16 protein-coding genes are annotated in these 16,331 nt (G+C 54.9%); 4 read left to right on the forward strand and 12 right to left on the reverse strand.

Annotated elements, in window-relative coordinates; translation table 11 throughout:
• Positions 1–114 precede the first annotated feature (114 nt).
• Entirely contained in the window at positions 115–1,017 is a 903-nt protein-coding gene (locus tag PSE_RS08725; RefSeq protein WP_014284503.1) for a LysR family transcriptional regulator, read from the reverse strand.
• A 136-nt stretch (positions 1,018–1,153) separates the two neighbouring features.
• Here PSE_RS08725 and PSE_RS08730 point away from each other — a divergent pair, with 136 nt between their 5' ends.
• Positions 1,154–1,729: a cytochrome b gene (locus PSE_RS08730; RefSeq protein ID WP_148266116.1), complete on the forward strand. Its 576-nt coding sequence runs from the start codon at positions 1,154–1,156 to the stop codon at positions 1,727–1,729.
• Between the two features lie 45 nt (positions 1,730–1,774).
• On the opposite strand, the gene PSE_RS08735 is transcribed toward PSE_RS08730, so the two are convergent.
• Complete coding sequence (locus tag PSE_RS08735) at positions 1,775–2,323, reverse strand: sugar O-acetyltransferase (RefSeq protein WP_014284505.1); 549 nt, start codon at positions 2,321–2,323, stop codon at positions 1,775–1,777.
• Positions 2,324–2,500: 177 nt separating this feature from the next.
• On the opposite strand from PSE_RS08735, the gene PSE_RS08740 reads away from it, so the two are divergent.
• Positions 2,501–3,040 carry a hypothetical protein gene (locus PSE_RS08740; RefSeq protein WP_208998121.1) on the forward strand — a complete coding sequence of 180 codons (540 nt, stop codon included), beginning with the start codon at positions 2,501–2,503 and terminating at the stop codon, positions 3,038–3,040.
• 9 nt (positions 3,041–3,049) lie between these two features.
• On the opposite strand, the gene PSE_RS08745 is transcribed toward PSE_RS08740, so the two are convergent.
• Entirely contained in the window at positions 3,050–3,679 is a 630-nt protein-coding gene (locus PSE_RS08745) for an NAD(P)-dependent oxidoreductase (RefSeq protein ID WP_014284507.1), read from the reverse strand.
• A gap of 67 nt (positions 3,680–3,746) precedes the next feature.
• Here PSE_RS08745 and PSE_RS08750 point away from each other — a divergent pair, with 67 nt between their 5' ends.
• Complete coding sequence (locus tag PSE_RS08750) at positions 3,747–4,337, forward strand: TetR/AcrR family transcriptional regulator (RefSeq protein WP_014284508.1); 591 nt, start codon at positions 3,747–3,749, stop codon at positions 4,335–4,337.
• 12 nt (positions 4,338–4,349) lie between these two features.
• Here PSE_RS08750 and PSE_RS08755 read toward each other — a convergent pair whose 3' ends face one another.
• The 4 genes from PSE_RS08755 to paaG are packed head-to-tail and all read right to left on the reverse strand — an operon-like array spanning position 4,350 to position 7,586.
• Positions 4,350–4,961, reverse strand: a complete 612-nt coding sequence (locus tag PSE_RS08755) for a TetR/AcrR family transcriptional regulator (RefSeq protein ID WP_008549518.1) — start codon at positions 4,959–4,961, stop codon at positions 4,350–4,352.
• A 15-nt stretch (positions 4,962–4,976) separates the two neighbouring features.
• The gene (gene paaK, locus PSE_RS08760; RefSeq protein ID WP_014284509.1) at positions 4,977–6,290 is read right to left on the reverse strand and encodes a phenylacetate--CoA ligase PaaK; all 1,314 of its coding nucleotides are present in this window, start codon (positions 6,288–6,290) and stop codon (positions 4,977–4,979) included.
• 34 nt (positions 6,291–6,324) lie between these two features.
• Positions 6,325–6,756, reverse strand: coding sequence for a hydroxyphenylacetyl-CoA thioesterase PaaI (paaI, locus tag PSE_RS08765; RefSeq protein WP_008550030.1), 432 nt, complete (start codon positions 6,754–6,756; stop codon positions 6,325–6,327).
• Entirely contained in the window at positions 6,756–7,586 is an 831-nt protein-coding gene (gene paaG / locus PSE_RS08770) for a 2-(1,2-epoxy-1,2-dihydrophenyl)acetyl-CoA isomerase PaaG (protein WP_014284510.1), read from the reverse strand. Before paaG ends, paaI begins: the two co-directional genes overlap by 1 nt.
• Positions 7,587–7,833: 247 nt before the next feature.
• On the opposite strand from paaG, the gene paaN reads away from it, so the two are divergent.
• Positions 7,834–9,498, forward strand: a complete 1,665-nt coding sequence (paaN, locus tag PSE_RS08775) for a phenylacetic acid degradation protein PaaN (RefSeq protein WP_014284511.1) — start codon at positions 7,834–7,836, stop codon at positions 9,496–9,498.
• 75 nt (positions 9,499–9,573) lie between these two features.
• Here the strand turns inward: paaN and iolG are convergent, their stop codons facing one another.
• The 5 genes from iolG to iolC all read right to left on the reverse strand — a co-directional run bounded on the left by iolG (position 9,574) and on the right by iolC (position 16,205).
• Positions 9,574–10,566: an inositol 2-dehydrogenase gene (gene iolG / locus PSE_RS08780; protein WP_008549805.1), complete on the reverse strand. Its 993-nt coding sequence runs from the start codon at positions 10,564–10,566 to the stop codon at positions 9,574–9,576.
• A gap of 134 nt (positions 10,567–10,700) precedes the next feature.
• Entirely contained in the window at positions 10,701–11,525 is an 825-nt protein-coding gene (gene iolB, locus PSE_RS08785) for a 5-deoxy-glucuronate isomerase (RefSeq protein ID WP_014284512.1), read from the reverse strand.
• Positions 11,522–12,430: a myo-inosose-2 dehydratase gene (gene iolE, locus PSE_RS08790; RefSeq protein ID WP_014284513.1), complete on the reverse strand. Its 909-nt coding sequence runs from the start codon at positions 12,428–12,430 to the stop codon at positions 11,522–11,524. The genes iolB and iolE overlap by 4 nt, the downstream gene beginning before the upstream one ends.
• Before the next feature lie 5 nt (positions 12,431–12,435).
• Positions 12,436–14,268, reverse strand: coding sequence for a 3D-(3,5/4)-trihydroxycyclohexane-1,2-dione acylhydrolase (decyclizing) (gene iolD, locus PSE_RS08795; RefSeq protein ID WP_014284514.1), 1,833 nt, complete (start codon positions 14,266–14,268; stop codon positions 12,436–12,438).
• Complete coding sequence (iolC, locus tag PSE_RS08800) at positions 14,265–16,205, reverse strand: 5-dehydro-2-deoxygluconokinase (protein ID WP_193384388.1); 1,941 nt, start codon at positions 16,203–16,205, stop codon at positions 14,265–14,267. Before iolC ends, iolD begins: the two co-directional genes overlap by 4 nt.
• Positions 16,206–16,331 lie beyond the last annotated feature (126 nt).

Consider the following 16,331-nt stretch of genomic DNA (forward strand, 5'->3'; position numbering starts at 1 on the left):
GCTGGCATCCTTTAGAGCGTATTCCCGAAAAGTGGTTCCGGTTTTCGGATAAGAATACGCGTTAAAACAAAAGGTTAGAGCTGGATGCGTGAATGCAGATGAACGCAACCTGCTCTAGCGCCGATAAAGCTCGCCCTGCATATCTGGCCGCAGATCCATAAGCGCATCTGCCAGAAAATCTACAAAGCGGCGGATCCGCACGGTCTTGCGCAAATCAGCATGCAGCACGATCCAGAGTGTCTGCCCAAACTCCAGCGGCGTACCGGGCACACGGCACAGGTCTGGAAAGTACTTCTCAAACACCACCGGCATTGGTGAGATGCCACAGCCTTCCCGAAGCATCTGTAGCCGCATGTATCCATCAGAAACGCTATGCCGCACATCTGCCTGAGGAAAGGCAGACTGTGAGATCCAGTTGCTGAATGGACCATTCTCCGGCCATCCGATCCACGACAGACCTGCGCCTTGCGGACCAGCCTTTGCAAACGTAGTGTCGATGTAAGCCTTGCTGGCATAAATGCCCATCGCCATCGGATAGAGCTTGCGCGCAACCACATCCCCGCTCACATCATAGGCGGCCCGCAGTGATACATCCGTCTCGTCCTTGTTGATGTTCTCAACCGCAGAGGTCAATCGCAGCGCCACCTGAATATCCGGATAAGCTTCCTGAAAGCGACTGATGATCGGCGTAATCACATCATAGGCAAATGTAGGCGTAACGGAAAAGCGAAGCGTTCCTGCCTCGGTCTTGTCCAGCCCTTCAACCCGTTTGCGCGCATTGATGATCACCTGCTCAGCCTGTTCGGCGAACGGCAGCACAGCCTCGCCAGCCTCCGTCAGCTTGAAGCCCTTGGTGGAACGCACAAACAACGCCACCCCATAGCTCGCCTCCAGCGCCTGAATATTGCGGTTGACTGTGCCGTAGTTGGTGTGAAGCAACTCTGCCCCAGCCCGTAAACTGCCAGCCCGCGCCACGGCGAGAAAGGCGGGCATCAACTCCCAATCGGATGACTTCATGAATGCTCCACTGTTTCTCTCAAGTAACACACTGTTGCGAACGATAGCATTCTTGTTCTCATCAAGTAACGTAAAATGTGCCCAGAATTGATCAGGAACTCGTAGGCAGGTTCCTTGAAAATGGATGGAGCATGCAATGACAACTCGATATCACCCGGTTTTGGTCGCCTTGCACTGGATTGTCGCCCTGATGATCTTCATGGCACTGGTGGTGGGTGGCCCCATGCTGGCCGAAATGGATAGTGCTGACCCGGAAAAGCTGACAGGTATGACAGGGCATATGATCTGGGGCATGACTGTTGGTGTGCTGATCATCTTACGCCTCATCACCCGCTTTGTGACGAATAAACCCCGCAAAGCTGATGCGGGCAACGCCGCCCTTAACACGCTCGCTGGGCTGGCGCACTGGGCGATTTACCTGCTCATTGCAGCGATGGTTGTCTCTGGCTTGATCATGGCCATAAACGCAGATCTCTTCGCGGTCGCATTTGGCGGCTCTGGCCAGGCACTCCCGGCAGACCTGATGATCTTTCCGGCACGAGCCGCCCATGGAATGATCGCCACCTTACTGAGCGTGCTGATCCTGCTGCACATCGGTGGATGGGCCTTCCACCAGTTCATCCTGAAAGATCGTCTGTTCAGCAGAATGTGGTTCGGCAAGCGAAAATTGTCTTCTGAGGCAGAAAAAACACCTCAGGCATTGAAGGCCTGACCGGAGTAAGAGATGGCTGCTGGGATGTCCTCGGCAGCCTCTGCTTTACCCGCGAACGCGAGCGGGATTGCCCACCACGGTTGCCCCGGCAGGTACGTCCTTGGTCACCACGCTGCCAGCACCAACAATGGCCTCATCGCCAATTGTCACGCCCGGCATGATGATCGCAGCCCCGCCAATCCAGACGCGTTTGCCGATGGTTACTGGCTTGGCAACCTCTAGCCCGGCACAGCGTTTCTCCGCATCCTTATGGTGCTGTGCGCAATAAATCTGCACATTCGGCCCCAGCATGGTCTGCGCCCCAATCCGCACCGTGGCACTGTCCAGAATGGTGCAGCCCGCGTTGAGGAAGACCCTCTCTTCCAGATGAATGTTGACGCCATAAGAGCAATGGAACGGTGTTTCGATGATCGTGCTGTCCGTGGCGCTGCCAAGCAAGGCACGTAGGGCAGGGCTGATCAGCCCACGTTCACTTGGGTGCAGTGTGCGATGTTCATGCACGGCGCGATAGGCCGCCTGACGCATCGCCTCCAGCTCATCATCAATGCAGGTGTACCACTCACCTGCCTCCATCTTTTCACGTTCTGTTTTCATGTGAGGCCATTCCTTGAGTCTTGCCGTAACTCTCGGAAAAATCGAAGAGTCTTGCAAGCAGCATTTTCACTGTCACCTGCATTTCGCTATAGCCTGAGCAGCGCATCAGCGGAATCTGCTGGTTTGCGTTGCCATAAAATGCGATATAGAACATATAGTGAACAAATGGAGCTGGAGATGCAATGGCTACCTGGGTTCTATTGGAAGGAGAGAGACGGCCAGAGAAACATGTTTGTTGGCGGCTCGCTGCTGTCCTTCGAAGTCGCAATCTTGCTTTGGGAAGAGCTGGCAATGCCGCCATGCCTCATGTGGCAATGGCAGATTTTGCATAAAGCCTATGTGCGAGCATCCGGAGGAGAAGCAACAAAGCCGCTTGGCACCATCTCCTCTCAGATCGCCTACTGCCATTATGTTGGCTCGCTCATGGCGCAACCACCTGAAAGAGAAGAAATGAGAAAACCGAAATACATCTGGGGCCCCGCTGAAGGAGCAAAGGTAGGCGACGGCAGAGGCATTGGCCGTGTCCCCGACAATCCTGAGATCTGCATGCGTGTTGACCGCTTCACCCAGGAGAACGGTGCGATAGGCTGGTACTATGTGGTGTCCGAAGGTCGGGAGTTCATCGAAGACGGACACCGTCTCAGTAAGTGGGAAGCCGTTTTGGCGGCTGAAGAGGTCTATGACAGCAGTGGCATCTGCAAGGCCTCTCTGATCTGACCGCACGCCTCAGGTGGAAATCCCCACGGCACGGCGAAGGTACTGCGCATCTGAAAGTTGGCGACTGAGAAAACCGGCGATGTCTGCTGGGTTGATCTTCAGCGAAAGGCGCGGTTCAGATGCGGGGAAGTTCTCTTTGTAGCTGCCGGTTGCCAGCTCTGGGGCAAACGCGCTGGGCCGCACGATGGTCCAGTCCAGACCACTCACCCGCACAAGCTCCTCCTGCAGTTCATGGTCTTTGAACACAGGCCGCAACAACGCACCAAACATGATCCCCTTCCAGAAGAAGTTAAGGTTCTCCCAGCTCTCATGTGCCCCAAGGGTGGACTGACAGACCAGCCGCTTCACCCCGTGCTTTTGCATGCCCAGAATGACATTGCGGGTGCCGTCTGACCGGATCGTGCTGCTGCGTGACATGCCGGCTCCTAGTGTAATCACCACCGCCTCATGCCCTTCAACCGCTGCTGCAACCTCATCAGCAGAGGCCGCATTGCCTGCCAGAAGCATCAGGTTTTTATGCTCAATCTTCAGCTTGCCGGGTGTGCGGGCAAAGGCTGTCACCCTGTGCCCATCTGCCAACATCCTCTCAGTCGCGAGCCTGCCGACGGTGCCTGTTGCACCGAATATGATCGTTTTCATTGTCGTGCCTTTCTAACTTTACATGGTGTCAAGTTGACATCATGTCAATCGCATCTATATTGACACCATGTCAAGTCAGAATATTCCCACCCGAGATCGTATCCTGAAGTTCACCTGGCAATTGCTGGAAGCAGGGAATGGCAATGCTGTGCGCATGTCAGATATCGCAAAGGCTGCCAAAATCAGTCGTCAGGCGCTCTATCTGCACTTTCCCAATCGCGCAGATTTGCTCACTGCCACAACGCGTTATCTGGATGAAGTACACGATATTGATGCAAAACTGGCAAAAAGCCGGAGTGCTGCATCCGGTACGGAAAGACTGGAAGCCTGGGTCGAGACCTGGGGCAACTACATCCCGACGATTTTTGGTGTGGCTAAGGCGCTCATGGCCATGCAGGAAACGGATGAAGAAGCCGCAGCCGCGTGGAACGACCGAATCCTTGCCATTCGCGATGGCTGCGAAAAGGCGGTGCAGGCACTGAAATTTGATGGCAAGCTAACGGATAAAATGAGCGAAGAAGAAGCAACCGATTTGCTCCTCACACTCCTTTCCGTACGCAACTGGGAACAGCTGCGTATCACCTGCAACTGGACGCAAGACCGCTACATAGACATGATGCAACAGCTCACTACGCAGGCATTGGTAAAATCTGGATAAGGGCAGGGGAGATCAGCTTGCCGCAGTTCCCTGTATGGAACGCGAGCCATTCAGCAGAAGCTGCACCACCAGATCCGCATACCCTTCGCGGCTCAGATCGCCCCCCGGTTTAAACCAGAGGTAAGACCAGTTGAGCATGCCAAACAGGCTCATGGTGACGGGTTTGATCAGCGCGTCGCCATCACCAAATTGCGGATTGGTGGCAGCCACAGCATCAGCAAAAATGGCAACCAGCTTGCGCTCCAGCTCAATGATATCCTGCTTCTTCTCGGTTGGAAGAAATGAAAGCTCGTTGATCTGCAGCTTGTGCTCTGAATCTGCGTCCTCATAGGCCATCATCAAAGCACGGCACAGGCTACGCAAACGCTCCAGTGGCTCTTGCTCAGCCTGACCAGCACTCTCCACCGCATCCACGAGCTCCTCAAGGTGCGCACTGATAATGTCAATCAGCAGCGTCTCTTTGTTCTCATAGTAGTGATAGAGCAAAGCCTTGGAGAAGCCGCAGATCTTGGCGATCTGCGCCATGGATGTTTTGTCGTAGCCATGCTGCGCGAAGGCGCGCGCCGATAACTTCAAGATGGATTTGCGTTTATCGTCATAATCCGCTGCTCTGGTGCGCGCCATGCTTTTGTATTTCCGTTAGTCTTCTTTAGGCCGCAGGTCCACAACCCGCTTAGCCTTGCCTTGGCTTCGTTCTATGGAATTTGGCAGGCCCACGTCTACCCCAACCGAAATTCCAATGTTGTTTTTCACATGAACCGCCAGCTCTTTTGCGCTCGCCAGACGATCTGCATCAGAGGTGGCATGGGCAGCCGCTTCCACCTTCACCATCAGCTGATCCATGCGACCTTTGCGGGCCAGCTCGATCTGGTAGTGAGGGGAGAGACCATCACAGCGAAGCATCTGCTCTTCAATTTGGCTTGGGAACACGTTCACACCGCGCACGATCATCATGTCGTCAGAACGTCCGGTGACCTTCTCCATGCGCCGCATCTTGCGGGCCGTGCCCGGCATCAGACGTGTCAGGTCGCGGGTGCGGTAGCGGATGATCGGCAGACCTTCCTTGGTCAGCGTAGTGAACACCAGCTCACCCTCAGATCCGTCGGGCAGAACCTCACCGGTCACCGGATCAATAATCTCAGGATAGAAGTGATCCTCCCAGATGTGCAGCCCGTCCTTGGTATCAACGCACTCCTGCGCCACACCCGGCCCCATGACTTCTGAAAGGCCATAGATATCAACCGCATGCATGTCGAACGCCTGTTCGATCTCTTCACGCATGGAGTTGGTCCACGGCTCAGCACCAAAGATGCCGATCTTGATGGAGCTCTTGCGCGGATCCAGACCTTCCTTGCGATACTCATCCAGAATAGAGAGCATATAAGACGGGGTGACCATGATGATCTCAGGCTTGAAATCCTCAATCAGACGCACCTGACGCTCTGTCATACCGCCAGACATAGGGATCACCGTACAGCCAAGCGCTTCGGCACCGTAGTGTGCACCCAAGCCACCAGTGAACAACCCATAGCCATAAGCGATGTGCACTTTATCACCCGGCTTACCGCCGGCTGCACGAATGGAACGGGCAACAACACCCGCCCAGGTCTCAATGTCCTTCTTGGTGTAACCCACCACAGTCGGCTTGCCCGTGGTGCCGGAGGATGCATGAATGCGGCAGATGTCTTCTTCAGGAACAGCAAACATCCCGAACGGATAATTGTCGCGCAAATCCTGTTTGGTGGTGAAAGGAAACTTCGCCAGATCAGCCAAACTCTGCAAATCATCCGGATGCACGCCAGCTGCATCAAAACTATCTTTATAGAACTTTACGTTCTCATATGCATGGCGAACTGACCAGCGCATGCGCTCCAATTGCAGCGCTTGCAGCTCATCCCGTCCAGCCGTTTCAATAGGCTCCAGATCAGGCCTGCGTTCTTCAACCTCCAACATTTTCTCCTCCTCAAATGCTGGTCATCCAAATAAATTAGGTGCTTAGCTCGATATGGGTGCCTTTGATGGTCCTCGAGTTTCCGCGAAATTCTGCAATGCGTGCACCGTCCTGATTGCACACATGAATGTCATAGACGCCGGATCGGCCCTGCACGGTAATTTCCTCGGCAGTCGCCGTCAGAACATCATCCTCAAAGGCCGGGGCGAGATAAGTGATAGAGCATTGAAACGCCACAACACGCTGGTTATGGCTGTTGCATGCAAAAGCAAACGCACTGTCCGCCAGGGTAAAAATGTACCCGCCGTGGCATGTCTTGTGCCCATTGGTCATGCGCTCAAGAATTTTCATGGAGATCACAGCACGGCCCGGTGCAATCTCATCGAGCGTCATGCCCAGTGCGCGTGTTGCTTCGTCTTCTTCCCACATGGAGGCCGCAACGGCCTCCGCCAATTCCTGCTTGTCCATTATCGCTTGCCTGAATACTTCGGAGCCCGCTTTTCCATGAAGGCAGTCACACCCTCCAGATAATCCGGCGTGCGGCCCGCTTCGCCCTGATAATCCCGCTCCAGATCAAGCTGCTCATCCAGCGTGTTGCCTTCAGAGGCATTAAGCGCTTGTTTGATCAGGCCAAGACCAATGGTCGGCCCAACAGAAAGCTCCTGAACCATGGCAGTGGCTTCCTCCAGAAATGTCTCGGCAGAAGAGCACTTCCAGATCATGCCCCATTCTTCTGCCTGCGCGGCCGTGATCGGCGTGCCCAGCATGGCAAGTCCGCGCGCCCGGGCCGATCCCACAAGTCGCGGCAGGAAGTAAGTGCCACCAGAATCCGGCACCAGCCCGATTTTGGCAAACGCTTGAATGAACTTGGCTTTCTCAGAGGCAATCACGATATCGCACGCCATGGCAATGTTGGCGCCAGCACCAGCTGCCACTCCATTGACCGCACACACGATCGGCATGTTGATCGACTTCAGCTTGCGGATAAGGGGATTGTAAAAATCACCGATAGTCTGGGTGAGATCCGGCGGAGGGGAGTCGGGTGTCGGCTTCACACGGTCACCAAGATCCTGCCCTGCGCAGAACCCTTTGCCCGCCGCCGTCAGCAAAATAGCGCGGCAGTTCTCATCCGCGTCGGCTGCTTCCAGCGCCGCGTATAGCGCACGGTGCATCTCGTCATTGAACGAGTTCAGTTTGTCAGGACGGTTCAGTGTAATCACATGGTAGGTGTCTTTCACATCCACCAGAATGCTCTGCTCGGAAATGACGCTCGTCTCGCTCATGGTCTCTCCCTCCATATAGGTCTGTCATCACTCCCCAGTGAACCACCGAATCTCCTCCAATGAACTTCCAAATTTATGAGGAGAGCCCTCTGGAAAACCTAATCACTTCGTAGGCTGGTCGATGGTTCTAGCAATTTTTGCTTGAAATGACTGACCGGTCGGTAAATTATTGTCTGGAAGTGAAACCGCTGTCAATTGGAATTCAACTCACACATTGGTCGAAGAAACACTGCGGTAACCGCAGGTTTTTCGAGGAGGAACAATGAGTAACTTTTTTGAAGCACATAAAGACACGCTCTTTCAGGCAGTAAAGACAAGTAAATCAAGAGATTACTGGTCTGCTTACCCTGAGATCGCCTCTGGCAAGATCTATGGCGAAACAGCAAAAGACGATCAGCTTGCAGAATTTGAGGGGATTCTCGGCAAGCCATTCGCACTGGGCCAGCCAACCAACGGCAACTGGACTGGCTCCGAGGCCTCACCCTATGGCAAGGAGCTGGGCGTGACTTATGAAGATGCTGATCCGGCAGAACTGGTCAAGGCCTCGCAGGAAGCTGGTAAGAGCTGGGCGAAAGCATCCGTTGAAGAGCGTGTCGGCGTCGCGCTGGAAATGCTGAGCCGCATCAACAAAAAGTCCTTCCTCATCGCCAACGCGGTGATGCACACCTCCGGTCAGGCGTTCATGATGGCGTTCCAGGCAGGTGGCCCACACGCGCAGGACAGAGGCCTTGAGGCTGTTGCTTACGCCTATGATGCCATGACCCAGACACCAACTGAGGTGACCTGGACCAAACCGCAGGGCAAGCATGATCCAATCGTGCTGGACAAGAAATTCCGCGTTGTGCCACGCGGTGTTGCGCTGGTCATCGGCTGCGCGACCTTCCCAACCTGGAACACCTATCCGGGCATGTTCGCAAGCTTCGTCACCGGCAACCCGGTTATCATCAAACCACATCCAATGGCGATCCTGCCAATGGCCATCTCCATTCAGATTGGCCGTGATGTGCTAAAAGAAGCAGGCTTCGATCCAAACGTCCTGCTGCTGGCTGCGGATACTGCGGATGCACCAAAAACCAAGGAACTGGTCACCGCTGATGCTGTGAAGATCATCGACTTCACCGGCTCTAACGCCTTTGGTGAGTGGGTGCGTGAAAATGCAGGTGATGCATTGGTCTACACCGAAGAAGCAGGCGTCAACGCGATCACCATCGAGTCGACCGACAACCTGCGCGGTATGGCCAGCAACATCGCGTTCTCCCTATCGCTTTATTCCGGTCAGATGTGCACCACACCGCAGAACATCTTCGTTCCGCGTGATGGCATTGAAACCAACGACGGCAAAAAGAGCTTTGAGGAAGTGGCAGACGCCATCAAGATCTCACTGGACAAGCTCCTTGGTGATCCGGCCCGTGCAGCTGCGATCCTCGGTGCCGTGCAAAATCCAGCGACGCTGGAGCGAATCGATGCTGCTGGCAAGCTGGGCAAGGTGATCCGCTCATCCGAGCCTGTCGAAGGCATGAACGGCGCTCGTTCTGCAACACCAACACTGGTGGCGGTCGATTCCAAGAACGAAGAAGCCTACATGCAGGAACGCTTCGGCCCGATCTCCTTCATCATCGCCTGTGATGATATTGACGACGCCATCGCCCGTGCAGCCGGTTCCGCAAAGAGCCACGGTGCCATCACGGCAGCGCTGTATTCAACCGATGAAGCTGTGATCGACAAGGCCACCGATGCTTATGCCTGGGCAGGCGCACCGCTTTCTGTGAACCTCACTGGCAACATCTACGTGAACCAGTCAGCCGCTTATTCTGACTTCCACGTCACCGGCGCCAACCCAGCCGGCAACGCCAGCCTCACAGACGGCGCCTACGTCGCCAACCGCTTCCGTATCGCGACAGTGCGAAGACAGGCAGCCATGGCGTAAGCTAGATTTTTGAGACAATAAAAAAGGGCCGGTGCAATGCATCGGCCCTTTTCGTATTCATATCTGAAAGCAGACTTAAGCGTTTGCCAGTTCGCGTGCTTTTGCAACTTCAGCTGTTGCTGCTTCTGCCAGCTCAAGAGCCTTCAAACCGTCGAAACCGTTTGGAGAGATCTCGGAGCCGCTGGTCAGTGCGTCAACAAAAGCTGTCAGTTCAATGCGGTATGCTGCTTCATAGCGCTCCATGAAGAAGTCCATGAGAGGCTCTGCAGTGTAACCTTCGCCGTTTGCAACAGTCACGGTGGTGGTGCGCATGTTCTCAGCAGAAACCATGCCCTTGGAACCGTGAACTTCCACGCGCTGGTCGTAGCCGTAGGTCGCGCGGCGGGAGTTGGTGATGGTGCAGATCTTGCCGCTTGCAGTCTTCAAAGTTGCAGTAGCTGTGTCCACGTCACCAGCTGCGCCGATCTCTTCAGAAACGATCGCGCTGCCCATTGCGTTCACTTCAACGACTTCTTCGCCAAGCAGGAAGCGAGCCATGTCGAAGTCATGGATCATCATGTCTTTGAACAGACCGCCAGAGCGCTTCACGTAGTCAACTGGTGGCGGGGAAGGGTCACGAGAGGTGATCTGAACCATCTCAACATCACCAATCACACCAGCTTCGATCTGGCGCTTTACTTCAGCGAAGTTCGGGTCAAAACGACGGTTGAAGCCAACCATCAGCTTTGCGCCGGTCTCTTCAACAACCTTCAGGCACTCACGAACGCGGTCGCCATCCAGATGGATCGGTTTTTCGCAGAAGATTGCCTTACCAGCGCGTGCCGCCTGCTCAATCTGCTCAGCGTGCAGATCGGTTGGGGTCGCGATGATCACAGCGTCAATCGCAGGATCATTCATGATGGCGTCCAGACCATCAACGCGTGCACCAGTCTGAGCTGCAATTTCTTTTGCAGCGTCTTCAAACGGGTCGTACACAGCCGCCAGTTTTGCATTTGCAAGCTGGCTTACAGCTTTTGCGTGGGTTTTGCCAATACGGCCAGCTCCCAACAGGCCAATTGAAACAGTCATAGCTTATCTTTCACAACAGCGTTTATATCGCGCACTCCAGCAGAGTTGCCTGGTGGGTCTCCCAAAAGAAGGCGCGTTTATTAAACGCATGCTCCCGCTTAAGAATTAACGGGAACATGCGGATATCAAGTGCCTCAGGCGTCCGCAGGTTTTGCGTCGCGCTGAGCAATCCAGTCATGGTCAGGGTGGTTCTGGAAGCGCCATTTACGCATCGGGCCAGCCATCACATTCAGGTAGTACATCTCGTAGCCATAAGGCGAGCCACATGGGTGGTGACCTTTTGGTACAAGCACAACATCCCCGCTGGACATCGCAATCGCCTCATCCAGCTCACCATCTTCAGTGAACACACGCTGGAAGCCGAAACCCTGCTCCGGGTTGAGACGGTGATAATACGTCTCTTCCAGATAGGTCATTTCCGGGAAGTTATCTTCGTCATGACGATGTGGAGGATAAGAGGACCAGTTACCCTGAGGGGTGTAAACCTCAGTCACCAGCAGGCTCTCTGCAAAGTCCTGATCTTCCATGGCGATTGGGTGGATGTAGCGGGTGTTGGCACCAACGCCGCGCTCAACGCTTGGAATGTCATCCGGGCCAATCACGCGGGCAGGGTAGCTGCCATCCTTTGCAGGGGCAGTACACACAGCCAGTGTCAGCTTGGTAACCGCGGTTGCGCTCCACTCAGCTCCGGCAGGTACGTACACACACCATGGCTTGATGCGCTCAAACACGTTCTTACGCTCACCAAGGGTGCCAAAGTCCTGACCATCAGAGGTGATGGTTGCTTTGCCTTCCACGATAACCAGAATGGCTTCTTTGCCCTTCATCAGTTCCTTGGCGCTTGCGCCCGGCTCCAGATGATAAAGGCCAAAGCCAACGTAGCCCCAACCGGCGCTTTCAGGCGTGATGTCATGCACCTTGCCTTCTTTGCCATTAGGTTTTACGAGAAGCTTGCTCATGCGACTACCTTCTTATCAAGACCAGCGCTCACAGCCATCTCGCGCAGTGCTTTCAGGCCCATGCTCTGGTAGGTGAACGGATTGCGCTGATCAGGATCCTGTTCTGCTTCAATCACCAGCCAGCCTTCATAGCCATGCTCAGCTGCAATCTTCAGCACAGGTTCAAAATCAACGCCGCCTTCTTTATCGCCAGGAACGGTGAACACACCGCGGCGCACGCCTTCCAGGAAGCTCAGGCGCTCGCCTTCAACCTGCTCACGGATGGTTGGACGAACGTTCTTCGCGTGCAGGTGACGCACACGAGCCATATGCTTCTTGGCAACTTCAACCGGGTCCGCACCGCCAAACCATGCATGGCCAGTGTCCAGCAGCAGGTAGGTGTTCGGGCCGGTCACTTCCATAAAGCGATCGATCTCTTCACCTGTCTGTACCACAGTACCCATGTGGTGGTGGTAAACGAGGGAGATGCCCTGTTCAGCGCAGTAAGCAGCAATCGCTTCCACATCCGCACCAAACTTTGCCCACTGCTCGTCAGCCAGCACAGGCTTGTCTGCAAGCGCGGTGTCATCAGCACCGTGGATGGCGTTGGAGGTTTCGCAGGTGATGCAAACCTTACAGCCCATTGCTTTCAGCAGGTCGAGGTGAGGCTGGATTGCTTTCTTCTCGTCTTCAACGCTGTGCGCCAGAAGGTTCAGAGAATGCCAGCCAGAAACAAAGGCAAGACCGTGTGGTGCCAGTGCTGCTTTCAGCGCTTCTGGCTCGGTTGGCATCTTGTGGCCTTTTTCAATGCCGTCGAAGCCGATTTCACCGGCTTCTTTGAGGCACTGCTCCAGAGAAATGTGCGCACCGAGAGTACGGTCGTCGTCATTGCTCCATGCAATTGGGTTGGTTCCGTAACGGATCATTGGCCTTAGTCCCCCAAACGCTGATTGGTCAGCGCGCTTTCGTAGCCCTTGCGAGCTTCATTTACTTCTTTTCTTTTTGATACTTCCGGCACAGCCACATCCCACCAATGACCACCTTCCGGCATGGTTGGCAGCGGATCGGTATCGATCACAATGCAGTAGGACTTGGTGCTGGCTTTTGCGCGCTCAAGAGCTTCACCCAGCTCTTCAATGCTCTTAACGTGCTCAGAGGTTGCCCCCATTGCACCCGCATGTGCAGCAAAATCGATGTTGGATGGCTCAACGTGATACGCGTCATCCAGAAGGTTGTTGAAGTTGTCACCACCGGTCGCCATCTGCAAACGGTTGATGCAGCCGTAACCGCGGTTGTCCAGCAGAACCACGATGATCTTGTGACCCAGCATGACGGAGGTCGCCAGCTCGGAGTTCATCATCATGTAGCTGCCATCGCCAACCATGACGACCACTTCATTCTCAGGCTTGGCCATCTTCACGCCAAGACCGCCGGCAATCTCGTAGCCCATGCAGGAGAAGCCGTATTCCAGATGGTAACCACCCGGCTTATCGGTCTTCCAAAGCTTGTGCAGTTCGCCCGGCAGACCGCCAGCAGCACACACAACAGTGGTGTCTGCGTTGGATGCACGCTGAACAGCGCCGATCACCTGCGCATCAGTTGGCAGCTCATTGCCACCATCAGGTGCTGCAGTTGCGCTCTCAACAGCGGCGAGCCAGGTCGCACGGTGAGACGCACCATCGGTTTCAGCTTTCCAGTTGCCCAGGTTCCGGCTGAGAGCCTGCAGGCCAACACGCGCATCACACACCAGTGGAAGTGCGTTGTGCTTGCCACTGTCATAAGAGGCTGCGTTCAGCTGCAGGATACGACGATCCGGGTTCTTAAACAGCGCCCAGGAGCCTGTGGTGAAGTCCTGCAGGCGGGTGCCCACAGCGATGATCAGATCAGCATCTTCCGCAATCGCATTTGCAGCGGCAGAACCGGTCACACCAATACTGCCCAGATTCAGCTCATGATCCCATGGCAGAGCGGACTTACCAGCCTGCGTTTCAGCAACCGGTACATTGTGTGTCTCAGCAAAGCTCTTCAGATCGTCCGTTGCCAGTGAGTAGTGCACACCACCACCTGCAATGATCATTGGCTTTTTGGCAGCGCGGATAGCAGCAACCGCAGTTTCCAGCTCCAGCGCATCAGGTGCAGGGCGGCGGAAGTGCAGGGTGCGCTCTTCAAAGAAGCTCAGCGGCCAGTCAAACGCTTCTGCCTGCACGTCCTGACACATCGCCAGAGTTACAGGACCACATTCGACCGGATCAGTCATAACCGCCATGGCGCGTGGCAGGGCAGTCAGCAGCTGCTCAGGACGCTGAATGCGGTCATAGTAACGGCTCACAGGGCGGAAGGTGTCATTTGCACTGACGGTGCCATCCTGGAAGTCTTCGATCTGCTGAAGTACAGGATCCGGCGCACGGTTTGCAAACACATCACCTGGAAGCAGCAGAACCGGCAGACGGTTCACGTGAGCCAGAGCCGCAGCAGTCACCATGTTGGTCGCACCTGGACCAATGGAAGTGGTCACAGCCATCGCACGGCGACGGTTGGACGCTTTGGCATAGGAAATAGCCGCATGGGCCATGCCTTGCTCGTTGTGACCGCGATAAGTCGGCAGCGTGTCTTGAGCGTGATAAAGCGCTTCACCAAGACCCGCCACGTTACCGTGACCAAAAATAGCCCAGACGCCAGCAATAAAGCTGTCTCCCTCAGGCGTTTTCTGGGCTGCTAGATAGCGAACCAGAGCCTGTGCGGCTGTTAATCTGATCGTACTCATGCAACTTCTTTCTTATCCGCTCGGGCCTGCTCCCAGACAGAACCGAGACCTTCAAATTTCGTAGCCATGTTCGCAATGGCTTCTTCGTCAGAAATGTTTCCGCCAAGCCACTTTTCAGCAGCTTCAGCAAAAATGGTACGGCCAACAGCAAAACCTTTCACAAGGTCGTACTTGCCTGCAACCTCAAAGCTCGCTGCGAGCTCTTCAGCCGGTGCATCAAGGCCAAGAACAACAATACCGCGGCACCAAGGATCATTTTTCTTGATCGCATCACAAGCTTTCTGCCAGCCTGCATCGGTCTTCAATGGCTCCAGCTTCCACCAGTCAGGGTAAACACCCAGATCATAGAAGCGCTGAATGATGGTCGCGGTGGTGTCATCATCAACCGGTCCAACCTTGGACGGGATGACTTCCAGCAAAAACTCCAGATTATTTTCGCGGCACGCATGTGCAAGGCGAAGGATCGTCTCTTCCTGACGCGCTTTCATCTCAGCGCTGTCATCTGGGTGGTAGAAGCAAAGCACCTTAACCACATGCTCAACCGGCCATTCTGCCAGCTGGCTACCAAGGTCAGGGCCGATCTCCAGCTCTAGCGGACGGGAACCCGGCAGTTCAACAGGGCGGCCAATCCAGAGACCGGAACCAGTTGCCTTGAACAGCGCTTCCTCACCAAGACGACCGTCACACAGAATGCCGTAGTCGTCGCCACCAGCGCGAACCTGCTGAGCGGCTTTGAGGCAAAGCTCTTTGAACTCAGGGATCTTGTCTTCAGAAGCACCAACTTTGGCAGCCATGTCTTCCAGCTGAGAGCGGTGGTCGAAGGCAAACACTTTCATGTTGGACCAATCGCCCTTGCGGTTGGTCGCCCAGTGGATCTGCTCCAGTTTCTTGTCTTTGCGCAGAGCATGCTCGGTGGAACCGTTCTCAAGGAACCACTGCAGTTCTTCCCAGCTTGGGTAAGCCGGCGCACAGCCGTGACGGGATACCGCAAACGCACCACATGCATTTGCATAGGTGAGGGTGGTTTCCCAGGTCTCGTCTTTCAGCCAGCCGCGCAGCAGGCCAGACATGAAGCCGTCACCCGCGCCAAGCACGTTGAACACTTCAATCGGGAAGCCCGGACCGGACTTGCCGTCATCAAGGCTCGCGCCAATCTCGTCTTCAAACACCACTGCGCCCATTGGGCCACGCTTGCAAACAAGAGCAGCCTTGCTGACCTTGCGCACCGCGTTCAGTGCTTCAAGCGTATCGGTGGAACCGCCTGCAATATGGAATTCTTCTTCCGTACCCACGATCAGATCAAACAGGTGCAGGTGCTTTTGCAGCTCGGCAGTCACTTTCTCAGATGCGATGAAGCGCTCTTCACCGTCACCGTGACCAGCAAGACCCCAAAGGTTCGGGCGGTAATCAATGTCCAGAGCAGTGCGCGCGCCGTTCTCTTTCGCAAGACGCAGCGCTTTAAGAACAGCAGCTTCAGTGCGTGGATGCGAAAGGTGAGTACCTGTGACGGTCACACAGCCTGCTTGGGCAATAAAGTCGGGATCAATGTCATCTTCGCACAGCGCCATGTCGGCACAGTTCTCGCGATAGAAGATCAGCGGAAACTGCTCTTTGTCGCGAATACCAAGAATAACAAGTGCGGTCAGACGCTCTTTGTCGGTGACAAGACCATCGACACAAACGCCTTCTTTGACCAGCTGCTCACGAATGAAGCGGCCCATATGCTCATCCCCTACGCGGGAGATCAGGGCAGACTTCAGCCCGAGACGAGCTGTTCCGACTGACATATTGGTTGGTGAGCCGCCGACATACTTATTAAACGAAGACATGTCTTCAAGTCGGCTGCCAACCTGCGTTCCATACAGGTCGACCGATGACCGGCCGATTGTGATGACATCAAGTGATTTCAACGGATTCTCCCAATCAGGTACTAGCATTTCCTGAAAGATTACATATTCCAAAAATAATCACAAGTGGAATGTATGTTCAAAATAGAATGAGCTTCATTCCAAAATTTGGAGAAGCTCTCTTCCATTTTCGGTGCTGTGTGGGCTTCCCTTTGA

Source organism: Pseudovibrio sp. FO-BEG1 (assembly GCF_000236645.1).
Classification (GTDB): Bacteria; Pseudomonadota; Alphaproteobacteria; order Rhizobiales; family Stappiaceae; genus Pseudovibrio.

Excerpts from the sequence above, each read along its gene's own strand:
- PSE_RS08725 (WP_014284503.1), bottom strand. The coding sequence starts at position 1,017 with ATGAAGTCATCCGATTGGGAGTTGATGCCCGCCTTTCTCGCCGTGGCG.
- PSE_RS08730 (WP_148266116.1), top strand. The coding sequence starts at position 1,154 with ATGACAACTCGATATCACCCGGTTTTGGTCGCCTTGCACTGGATTGTC.
- PSE_RS08735 (WP_014284505.1), bottom strand. The coding sequence starts at position 2,323 with ATGAAAACAGAACGTGAAAAGATGGAGGCAGGTGAGTGGTACACCTGC.
- PSE_RS08740 (WP_208998121.1), top strand. The coding sequence starts at position 2,501 with ATGCAATGGCTACCTGGGTTCTATTGGAAGGAGAGAGACGGCCAGAGA.
- PSE_RS08745 (WP_014284507.1), bottom strand. The coding sequence starts at position 3,679 with ATGAAAACGATCATATTCGGTGCAACAGGCACCGTCGGCAGGCTCGCG.
- PSE_RS08750 (WP_014284508.1), top strand. The coding sequence starts at position 3,747 with ATGTCAAGTCAGAATATTCCCACCCGAGATCGTATCCTGAAGTTCACC.
- PSE_RS08755 (WP_008549518.1), bottom strand. The coding sequence starts at position 4,961 with ATGGCGCGCACCAGAGCAGCGGATTATGACGATAAACGCAAATCCATC.
- paaK (WP_014284509.1), bottom strand. The coding sequence starts at position 6,290 with ATGTTGGAGGTTGAAGAACGCAGGCCTGATCTGGAGCCTATTGAAACG.
- paaI (WP_008550030.1), bottom strand. The coding sequence starts at position 6,756 with ATGGACAAGCAGGAATTGGCGGAGGCCGTTGCGGCCTCCATGTGGGAA.
- paaG (WP_014284510.1), bottom strand. The coding sequence starts at position 7,586 with ATGGAGGGAGAGACCATGAGCGAGACGAGCGTCATTTCCGAGCAGAGC.
- paaN (WP_014284511.1), top strand. The coding sequence starts at position 7,834 with ATGAGTAACTTTTTTGAAGCACATAAAGACACGCTCTTTCAGGCAGTA.
- iolG (WP_008549805.1), bottom strand. The coding sequence starts at position 10,566 with ATGACTGTTTCAATTGGCCTGTTGGGAGCTGGCCGTATTGGCAAAACC.
- iolB (WP_014284512.1), bottom strand. The coding sequence starts at position 11,525 with ATGAGCAAGCTTCTCGTAAAACCTAATGGCAAAGAAGGCAAGGTGCAT.
- iolE (WP_014284513.1), bottom strand. The coding sequence starts at position 12,430 with ATGATCCGTTACGGAACCAACCCAATTGCATGGAGCAATGACGACGAC.
- iolD (WP_014284514.1), bottom strand. The coding sequence starts at position 14,268 with ATGAGTACGATCAGATTAACAGCCGCACAGGCTCTGGTTCGCTATCTA.
- iolC (WP_193384388.1), bottom strand. The coding sequence starts at position 16,205 with ATGCTAGTACCTGATTGGGAGAATCCGTTGAAATCACTTGATGTCATC.